The sequence below is a fragment of the Flavobacteriales bacterium genome (assembly GCA_021739695.1).
In the GTDB taxonomy this organism is placed as follows: Bacteria; Bacteroidota; Bacteroidia; order UBA10329; family UBA10329; genus UBA10329.
Map to the genome: position 1 here is coordinate 1 of JAIPBM010000052.1, position 8,775 is coordinate 8,775.

Here is an 8,775-nt window from a genome sequence, read left to right on the forward strand (position 1 = left end):
TCTTCAATTTCTCTATCGCTTCCCTCTCAAAGTTGGCGTAATCGAATCTGTCTTTCTCTTCTTCTTTCATTGTCTGTGTCTTTTTCAGTTTTTAAATTAAGTATTACTGACCGTTGACACAGTTTATTGAACAGACTCCTGCAACTTATTAGCTGGAGCCAGATTCTTTAAAGATTCAGGCAGATTCTACAAAGGTTGAGCTAGATTCTATAAAGGTTCAGCCAGTTTCTTTAAAGCTTGTGGCAGTTTCTTTAAAGGTTTAGCCAGTTTCTTTAAAGCTTGTGGCAGTTTCTTTAAAGGTTTAGCCAGTTTCTTTAAAGCTTGTGGCAGTTTCTTTAAAGCTTTAGCCAGTTTCTTTAAAGGTTGCGTCAGAATCTTTAAAGATTGAGCCAGCAGTTGATAGAATCCGAAAAACGTAAACCAATCAATGATTAATCAATAACTAGAAAGCATGGCAATTGTACGATGTAATTTGGCTTTCCATAAAACCCCAATTGGTAAACTCGGTACGTTTGCCGTGGGTGTACGAGATGGAATATATAAGAACCCTTCTGAGTTTGCTGCCCCCATTATTACGGAGATAACCTTCAATGCGGCCATTACCGCTTACGAAAACATGTATGGGGCCTATACCCAAGGCGGCAATGCGCAAAAAGGTCCCTTCTTTGCGGCAGAAGAAGCACTCATGGACTTGTTAGATGAACAAGTAGTGTACGTAGATGCTGTAGCTCAGGGAGATGCGAACATCATTTGGCTTTCTGGCTTTAAACCAACCAAGGCAACTAAAAGCAAAAAGCCTGCACCAAAACAGTTTAAGGATGTTAAGGTAAAGCGCGTTTCTACAGGCGTAATGCAAGCAAAATGCGAGCATCAACCAGGAGTGGATGTGTACATCTGCATTGTAACCGCAGGGGTGCCAATTCCTGATAATATTCAAATCAATGAGGGCGGACAATTACCCGTTGGAGAAAATGCACCCGCTATTCCTCTAGATCCCAACAATCCGATAGCCGTTGCCCTACCTTTTGTTCAGGCCAATGGGGGTATATTCGACTTTACTAAGGGAAGGAAAAAGAAGTTTCTGGGCCTCACTCCTGGAGTTACTTACTACTTTACTTTCTTCGGTATCAACACGGCTGGTGTGGGGCAGTTCAGCGCCCCTGTAGGTCTCGTCTGCTGGTAAGTAAATTGGGTCATCCCCGTAGTGTTTGTTGTAAGCATCTGTCATTGCGAGGTACGAAGCAATCCCACGGAGAATCCGGTGGTCTAAGAATCAGATTGCTTCGTCATTCTTCCTCGCAATGACGCGTATAGAGAGTCTGGTGGTGTCAGAAGGAGATTGCTTCGTCCTACGTCCTCGCAATGACGCGCGTAGAGAATCCGTCATAAGCATCCGTCATACTTCCTCGCAATGACGCACTCCTCACAATGAGGTTACCACTCAATGATCTCGTCAAAAAGATCCTTCCATTCAGGATTCAAAGCATTTATTAAGGTCTCCTTTGCTTTTCGAGAGCCTCCTTTTATCTGCTTCTCCCGAGCAATCGCTTCTTCAATTCGATGAAACCCTTCATAATAAACGAGCAATTCAAGATTGTACTTGGCCGTGAATCCTTTGGGGTGAATATGCTCCTTGTGTTGCTGTACCCGTTGAACTAGGTTAGAGCTAACGCCACAGTAGAGTGTGGTCTTGGCTTTATTGGTCATAATGTAAACGTGGCCTCCGCGTTTCATGGTAATAAAGTTATGAGATTGCTTCGTCATTCTTCCTCGCAATGACGGGAATGGAGAGTCTGGTGGTGTTAGAAGGGGATCGCTTCGTCATTCTTCCTCGCAATGACGTGCGTAGAGAATCCGTCATAAGCATCCGTCTTTGCGAGGAACGAAGCAATCCCACGGAGAATCCGGTGGTCTAAGAATCAGATTGCTTCGTCATTCTTCCTCGCAATGACGCGTATAGAGAGTCTGGTGGTGTCAGAAGGAGATTGCTTCGTCCTACGTCCTCGCAATGACGCGGAGAGAAACAGATTGCTTCGTCATTCTTCCTGGCAATGACGTGCCAATGGCCAATCGCTAAAACCTAAAACCTAACTCCTAATACCTAACTCCTAATACCTAGCACCTAACACCTAATGCCTAGCACCTAACTCCTAGAATCATTCCTCCAAAAGCACACCCGCCAATTGCTTCAACTGCAACTCGGCATTCTTGGCGTTGTACTTGGCCTGACTGAGATTGCTTTCGGCATTGAGCAAGTTCAATTGTGCTTGGCGGAACTCGATGGACGTAATCTGACCTTGCTTGTACATTTCGTTGCTTCGCTCGAAGTTGCGCTTAGTGGTGGCAAGGTTGCCTGATTGTGCTTTCAGTACAAAAAGCGCGTTCTGGTAAGTAGAGTAGGCGTTAAGCACATCGCGCTGCACAGAAGCTGTGGTTCGTTCTTGCTGTATTTTCTGCGATTCCAAGGCGATTTTGGCATTCTGCTGTCTTGTCTTGGTCGTTCCTCCATCAAAGATGTTCCAACTCAGACTCAATCCGGCCTGCGGCCCGTAGCTCGTACTTCCGGTAAGGAATGCACCGTTCGGATTCTTTTGACCTTGATACGCGTAAGCAGCATTGGCGGAAAGCGAAGGAAACCAGCCGGCACGGCTTGCTTTGATGGCAAATTCGCTGTTGCGCAACTGGCTTTGCGTTTGCTCTATCTGCACGTTGCGTTCCAATGCTTTGGCAATCAACTCTTCGGATGTAAATGCTAGGGCAAAGGTCACGTTCGTATCCACGTTGAAATCGTTTTCCAAGGTCCGACCCATTATGAGATTGAGATTCCGTTTGGCGTTTTCCAATTGCTGCTGCGTGTTCAGTAGATTGATGCTATCGTTGTTCACATCCACTTCCGAGTTCAAAACGTCCAGTTGGGTTGATTGTCCGTAATCGTAGCTGTAGTTGGAACGTTTCAGACGCTGCTTAGAAATACTTAAGGTGTTTTTCAGAACCTCAACCGTTTCGGTGAGACGTGCAATTTCAAAGTATGCCGAAGAGAGCTGAAGTATGGTGTTCTCAATGATCTGCTTTGCCTGCAATTCGCTGAGGCTGTGCTGCTCTTTCAATTGCTTGTAATTGTACATACGGCCCAGTCCGTTGAAAATGGTGTAGTTGATTCCCAACGAGGCGTTGTAGCTGTAAGCATCGGTTGCCGAGTATTTGTTGGTGCCTTGCACGGTCTCATTCTGACCCGCATTATAGGTCACGTTTCCGGCACCAGATGCAGATGCGGTGGGAAGGTAGCCGCTGTTGTAAATGCTGGCATTGTTCTCAGCCGTTTCCACTGTTTTCTGCGCCACTTGAATGTCGTAGTTGTGTTCTAACGCCAGTTTCATGGCTTCATCTCTGCTGAGTACGTCTTGGGCTTGCGAGTTTGTGCTGAGAGTTACAAATAGCGTCATTGCGAGGAACGAAGCAATCCCACGGAGAATCCTATCGTAACCGAAACAGATTGCTTCGTTCCTCGCAATGACGTTGGACTTGGAGATTGCTTCAGTCGTCCCTCCTTCGCGATGACGTGCGTTGTTCAAAGTATTATCTAAATCCGTGTTCATCAGTTCAATTCGTGTCATTCGCTTTTTAGCAAATCGTTAATCCTAAGCATCCGTCATTGCGAGGAACGAAGCAATCTCTTGAACAATCCTGTCGTACCCGAAACAGATTGCTTCGTACCTCGCAATGACGCGTATAGTGATCGTCAATCGTTAATCGCAAGTCGTTTTTCGTTAATCCCTTTCTCATTCTTCCCCTCTCGCACTCGGTAATTCCTCCACCGCAGGTTCAACCTCTTCCTTGCTTGGTCTTCTACCTTCCCAAAGCCACTTCAGGTAAACTTTGGCGGTGTTGGCTACAGAGATCAACATCGGCAACATGATCAGGGTGAGAATGGTTGCAATGATGATTCCGTAGGCAATGGAAATGGCCATTGGAATGAGGAATTGCGCTTGCCTGCTCTTTTCCAAGATCAGGGGAGAAAGTCCGGCAACGGTTGTCACAGAAGTGAGGAAAATGGCACGGAAACGCGATTTTCCGGCATGGATCAAGGCTTCATCAAACGGATGACCTTCCTGCAAATAGCTATTGAACTTGCTGATGAGTACCAGTCCATCGTTGACGATAATACCGATAAGTGCAATGATTCCGAGGAAGGAAAGCACGTTGATCGGAAATCCGTGAACCCAATGTCCCCAAGCCACACCGATCAGTGCAAATGGAATCATCACGAGGAGCAACAGCGGCTGAACGTAAGAGCGGAAAGTAAAGGCGATGATGATGTAAATGAAGAACAAGATGAGTGGGAACACCTTTCCTGCCGATCCGGTAACTTTCGATGCTTCGCGATTCTGACCTTCATACAACGCAGAAACAGTTGGATATTTAGACCGAAGTTCGGGCATGATATTCTCCTGAATATCGGTCAATACATCCGATGCACTTTCCTTTGGGTTTTTAAGGTCAGCTTCTACTTTGATCTCGCGTTTTCCATCCAAGTGATTGATGCTGATCTCGCCACGTTCGATGGTGTATTCGGCAATTTCGCTCAGCGGAACGCGATCTCCTTTTGCCGAAACGATACGCATGTTGTCAAAATCCTTGATGGAAGAGCGGTTGTCACGCTCATATCGAACCCAAACAATGATCTCATCCTGTCCGCGCTGAAAGCGTTGAATTTGAAGTCCGTTAAAACCAGAACGTACTTGGCTGATGACATCATTCAGCGTGAAACCAAGCACATAAGCTTTGTCTTTCAATTTCACCTTGATCTCCTTGATACCAGCAGGATCGTTATCGCTGATATCGCGAAGCAGCGTGTTTTCCTTCAGCTTCTCTTTCAGTTCCAGTTTGGCGCCTTTCAGCTCTTCAATGTTGTAGCTGAGCAGCGAAACAGAAACGGGTTTTCCTCCGAAGTTCGAACCCGAATCGAAGATCAGGCTTTCGGCAGAAGGATGTTCGCCAGCCAATGCTGCAATCGATTCAGCAATATCACCAGCTGTAAAATCGCGCTCTTCGCCTGGTAGCAGATTGATCTTTAAAGATGCATTTGCTGTTCCCGGACCAATACGTTTGATCACATTCTCCACCACTTGCTTTCCACCAGATTGTTTGGCCGTGTATTCTTCATTCACTTCCCAAACGACTTCTTCGATCAAAGAGATGATGGAATCTGTCACTTCAGGATTGATTCCCTGCGGCATTTTCAGCGTCACATTTACCTGATCGGAAGCAATGACAGGGAAGAAGGTGGTTTTGATGATCCCACCACTGATGGCACCAATGGTGATCATGAACAGGGCGATCATGATGGAGAATCCGATAAGCTTGTAGCGCATGAAAAAATGCAACACAGGCGAATACAAACGGTCGCGCATGAATTCCATGGCCGTATTTCCCCATTTGTTGAACCAGTAGGTTTTTTGGGTTGGCGAAAGTGCTTTTGAATGTGCAACGTGAGCTGGCAGGATGATCAACGCCTCAAGCAACGAGAACGAAAGGGTGAGAATGACCACAATGGAAACCTCGCCAAAGAATTCTCCGATCCTTCCATCCAAAAAGAAGAAGGTTGAGAACGCTACAAGCGTAGTAAGGATGGCAGAAACGATGGCCGGCAACACTTCCATGGTTCCGTCAATGGCGGCCTGAATGCGGTCTTTTCCTTTTTCGTGATGATGGAAAATGTTCTCCGCTATTACAATTCCATCATCTACCAGAATACCGATAACGATGATCATTCCGAATAGCGAAAGCACATTGATCGTCACATCAAAATAGGAGGCAAACATGAACATACCCATGAACGAGATCGGAATTCCGAATGCCACCCAAGCTGCCAAACGAGGCCTCAAAAACAGCGACAGGAAGAATAATACGAGCAAAATTCCTTGAACACCGTTCGTCAGAAGCAGTTCTGTTCGTTGAATGATGAGTTCTGACCGGTCGCTTGTGATGCTGATCTGAACGTTATCGTGTGTCTCATTAAAATCCTTTGAAAACTCCGTGACTTTGGCTGCAGCCTGAATCAGGTCTTCGTTATTGGTAGTGCTAACTGTTAACGATACCGAAGATTCGCCATTGAAATAGGTCCTGTCTGGCGATTCTGACCAAGCATCGGCCACCACGGCCACATCTTTCAATCGCACAATACCTCCGGTCGGTTCTGTCTTCAGAATGATGTTGTCCATCTCATCCGAATAGTAAGCGCGATTATTGACACGTATCAAGTAGTCTTCTGCCACCGTTTTGATGGAACCACCCGTTACCAGAATATTGTTGTTGGCTACAGCTGCAGATACTTCTCTGAAGGTCAATCCGTAGGCACGGAGCTTTTCTTCATTCACAGAAACGGTGATCTCCTCACTCGGAAATCCTTTTAGATCAACCTGCGAAATACCATCAATGGCGCGAAGGTCATTTTCCACTTCTCGACCAATCGCTTTCAGCGTTTTCAAGGAAATGTTCTCACCACTGACTTCAAATTCGATGGAAACGTTGAGGTTTTCATTCTTGGCAACAACGGGCGGTTCCATCTCGGCAGGGAAGGAAGGAACCTTATCCACCGCGTTCTTCACGTCTGCCAAAAGCACATCTATATCGTAGCCTTTTTCAGATTCTATGGTAATTACCGCAGCGTTTTCTGATGAGGCTGAAGTGAACCTGTCCACACCAACCAAGCCGCGCAAGTTGTCCTCGATCTTCAGAACCACGCCTTCTTCCATTTCCTGTGGCGATGCGCCAGGATAAGCCACACTCACCGTAACGATCTTGGAATCTTGAAGCGGGAAGAAGCTCGATTTCAGTGTGAGCATACCAGCTGCACCAAGCACAACGAATGCCAGAATGGAAACGTTGACCGCAACCGGGTATTTAATAAAATGGGATATAATGGATTTCATGTTCAGTAGCTGATTTGAAGTTCAATTTTCAATGGTCTGAAGTGTGTCACATCAATTATTGAAAATGGAAACTTTCATTCCTGGAAAAGATCCTGGAGGCATTTTGGTCAATACTTGCTCGTTATCAGAAAGACCTCGCACAACCACGGTTCGTTCGTTAAAATAAACAGGGTCGATGGTCTTTTGCACCAGCATCGAATCGGCAACCACATACACTTGATTGTTGCTGAATAGCACACTTCTATCAATTTCGAAGGCATTCTCCGCTTCTGTGGCGGCAATGCTTGCTTCTAAGAACATGCCTTCTTCGAGGCCAGATCCAGCAACTTCAATATAAACGTTGATGGTCTGCGTGCCCGAATTCACCAATCCATTTATGCGGATGATGCGGCCATTCCAAGAACGGTGGTTGCTTCCAGTAGAATGCACGTCAACATTTTGACCGATCTTCAGAAGGTTGATCATGGAAGTGCTGACAGGCGTTTCCATTTCATAGACGGTCGGATCAATGAATGTTCCGAGTTTCTGTCCCGGGCGTATCAGTGTTCCGGGCGTAACCAACGCTTCCGTTAGAATGCCATCAAAAGGAGCCGATAGGTCATACTTGGCCAGCGTTAGCTCCATGTTTTTTAGGTTGTAGTAAGTGGTGTAGATATTTCTTCCTGTGATGAACTGCTTTTCCTTGTCAGACGCTGTTTCGGGCAGGCTAGGAAGCGATTTGTTCACATCCAGATCTGACAGGAACTTGTTCCAACGCTCAAACGATTCAGGGAAATCCAATCGGATGTCAGCCAATGCAGCGGTCACTAAATTTTGCAAGGTGCTTTTCTGAGCCATCAATCCAGCTCGGTACACATCCGACTCAATTGAAACAAGACGTGCTCCTTTCGAATAGCGTTCTCCAGCCTTGAAATTCCCAGCCGAAGAGGTCATAACTCCTTGAACCTCAGCATACAGTTCTACGCGGTTCTTTGCGGTTAACATTCCTGTGGCGCTCAGCTCTATCCCAACCGTTTCGTTCTTTACCTGCTGGGTGTAAACGGATGTTATCTGCTTCTCCTTCTTTTTCACAGGAGGCTTCTTGCTGTCTTCCAATGTTTTTTTGAGGAAGATACCCCCCGCCAAAATGGCGATACTCACTACTACAACGATGATCTTTCTTACCATTTTTCTATTTGTTGTTGCTGCAACTAAAATCTATATTTTCTTGAATTGTCTTCATTACACGTACGACCGCATCTTTGTCTTCTTGACTCACGTTTTTCTCCATCTCGGAGGCAATAGCCAACAACAGCGGAGCAGTTTCGTTCAGCACTTTCTCACCATTTTTTGTGAGATGTACCAAGTTGACCCTTTTATCATCGGCAGAGGTAATGCGCGCTACAAGGTTTTTATTCTCCATCCCGCTTAAAAGCCGCGTCAAACTGGTCTTGTCACGGTCAGTGAGAAATGCAAGGTCGTTCTGCGGAAGCGGCCCATCCTGATACAGAATCTTCATCAATACCACTTGCTGTCTGGACAGATGAACACCTTGCTCAGCCAATTTTGATTGGATGAACAGGTCGATGTGTTTCATGGTCTTTCCGATCCATGGAAGCATCAGATGTTCAAAGCCAGGAGGAACTCGGTTTTTCATTTCAGCGGCAAATGTAGCTGTAATAGTTGTATGTGCAACTAAATAGATGTTAAAACATTGATAAAGTTTTTAGGAGCATCTTTCTACAACACATCTTCAATACCTTCACGCCTCAGAAATGAGCTCAAAAGATCCCTATCAGGCCCTTCGGTTTCCTAAGTTTCGCATCTTCATGGTGCTCAGGTTTGGACTCGTGTTTGCTTGGGC

6 protein-coding genes are annotated in these 8,775 nt (G+C 45.9%); 1 reads left to right on the forward strand and 5 read right to left on the reverse strand.

Going from position 1 to position 8,775, the window contains the following annotated elements; translation table 11 throughout:
* Positions 1-451 precede the first annotated feature (451 nt).
* On the forward strand, positions 452-1,183 hold the full coding sequence (locus K9J17_18490; protein MCF8278722.1) for a hypothetical protein: 732 nt from the start codon (positions 452-454) through the stop codon (positions 1,181-1,183).
* 251 nt (positions 1,184-1,434) lie between these two features.
* On the opposite strand, the gene K9J17_18495 is transcribed toward K9J17_18490, so the two are convergent.
* The 5 genes from K9J17_18495 to K9J17_18515 all read right to left on the reverse strand — a co-directional run bounded on the left by K9J17_18495 (position 1,435) and on the right by K9J17_18515 (position 8,568).
* Complete coding sequence (locus K9J17_18495) at positions 1,435-1,734, reverse strand: GIY-YIG nuclease family protein (GenBank protein MCF8278723.1); 300 nt, start codon at positions 1,732-1,734, stop codon at positions 1,435-1,437.
* A 422-nt stretch (positions 1,735-2,156) separates the two neighbouring features.
* Positions 2,157-3,596 carry a TolC family protein gene (locus tag K9J17_18500; protein ID MCF8278724.1) on the reverse strand — a complete coding sequence of 480 codons (1,440 nt, stop codon included), beginning with the start codon at positions 3,594-3,596 and terminating at the stop codon, positions 2,157-2,159.
* Positions 3,597-3,779: 183 nt separating this feature from the next.
* Positions 3,780-6,932: an efflux RND transporter permease subunit gene (locus tag K9J17_18505; protein ID MCF8278725.1), complete on the reverse strand. Its 3,153-nt coding sequence runs from the start codon at positions 6,930-6,932 to the stop codon at positions 3,780-3,782.
* Between the two features lie 51 nt (positions 6,933-6,983).
* On the reverse strand, positions 6,984-8,099 hold the full coding sequence (locus K9J17_18510) for an efflux RND transporter periplasmic adaptor subunit (protein MCF8278726.1): 1,116 nt from the start codon (positions 8,097-8,099) through the stop codon (positions 6,984-6,986).
* A gap of 4 nt (positions 8,100-8,103) precedes the next feature.
* A complete protein-coding gene (locus K9J17_18515; GenBank protein MCF8278727.1) occupies positions 8,104-8,568 on the reverse strand; it encodes a MarR family transcriptional regulator in 465 nt (154 codons plus the stop codon).
* Positions 8,569-8,775 lie beyond the last annotated feature (207 nt).

Coding starts and splice junctions, on each gene's coding strand:
- K9J17_18510 (MCF8278726.1), bottom strand. CDS start 8,099: ATGGTAAGAAAGATCATCGTTGTAGTAGTGAGTATCGCCATTTTGGCG.
- K9J17_18500 (MCF8278724.1), bottom strand. CDS start 3,596: ATGAACACGGATTTAGATAATACTTTGAACAACGCACGTCATCGCGAA.
- K9J17_18495 (MCF8278723.1), bottom strand. CDS start 1,734: ATGAAACGCGGAGGCCACGTTTACATTATGACCAATAAAGCCAAGACC.
- K9J17_18505 (MCF8278725.1), bottom strand. CDS start 6,932: ATGAAATCCATTATATCCCATTTTATTAAATACCCGGTTGCGGTCAAC.
- K9J17_18515 (MCF8278727.1), bottom strand. CDS start 8,568: ATGAAAAACCGAGTTCCTCCTGGCTTTGAACATCTGATGCTTCCATGG.
- K9J17_18490 (MCF8278722.1), top strand. CDS start 452: ATGGCAATTGTACGATGTAATTTGGCTTTCCATAAAACCCCAATTGGT.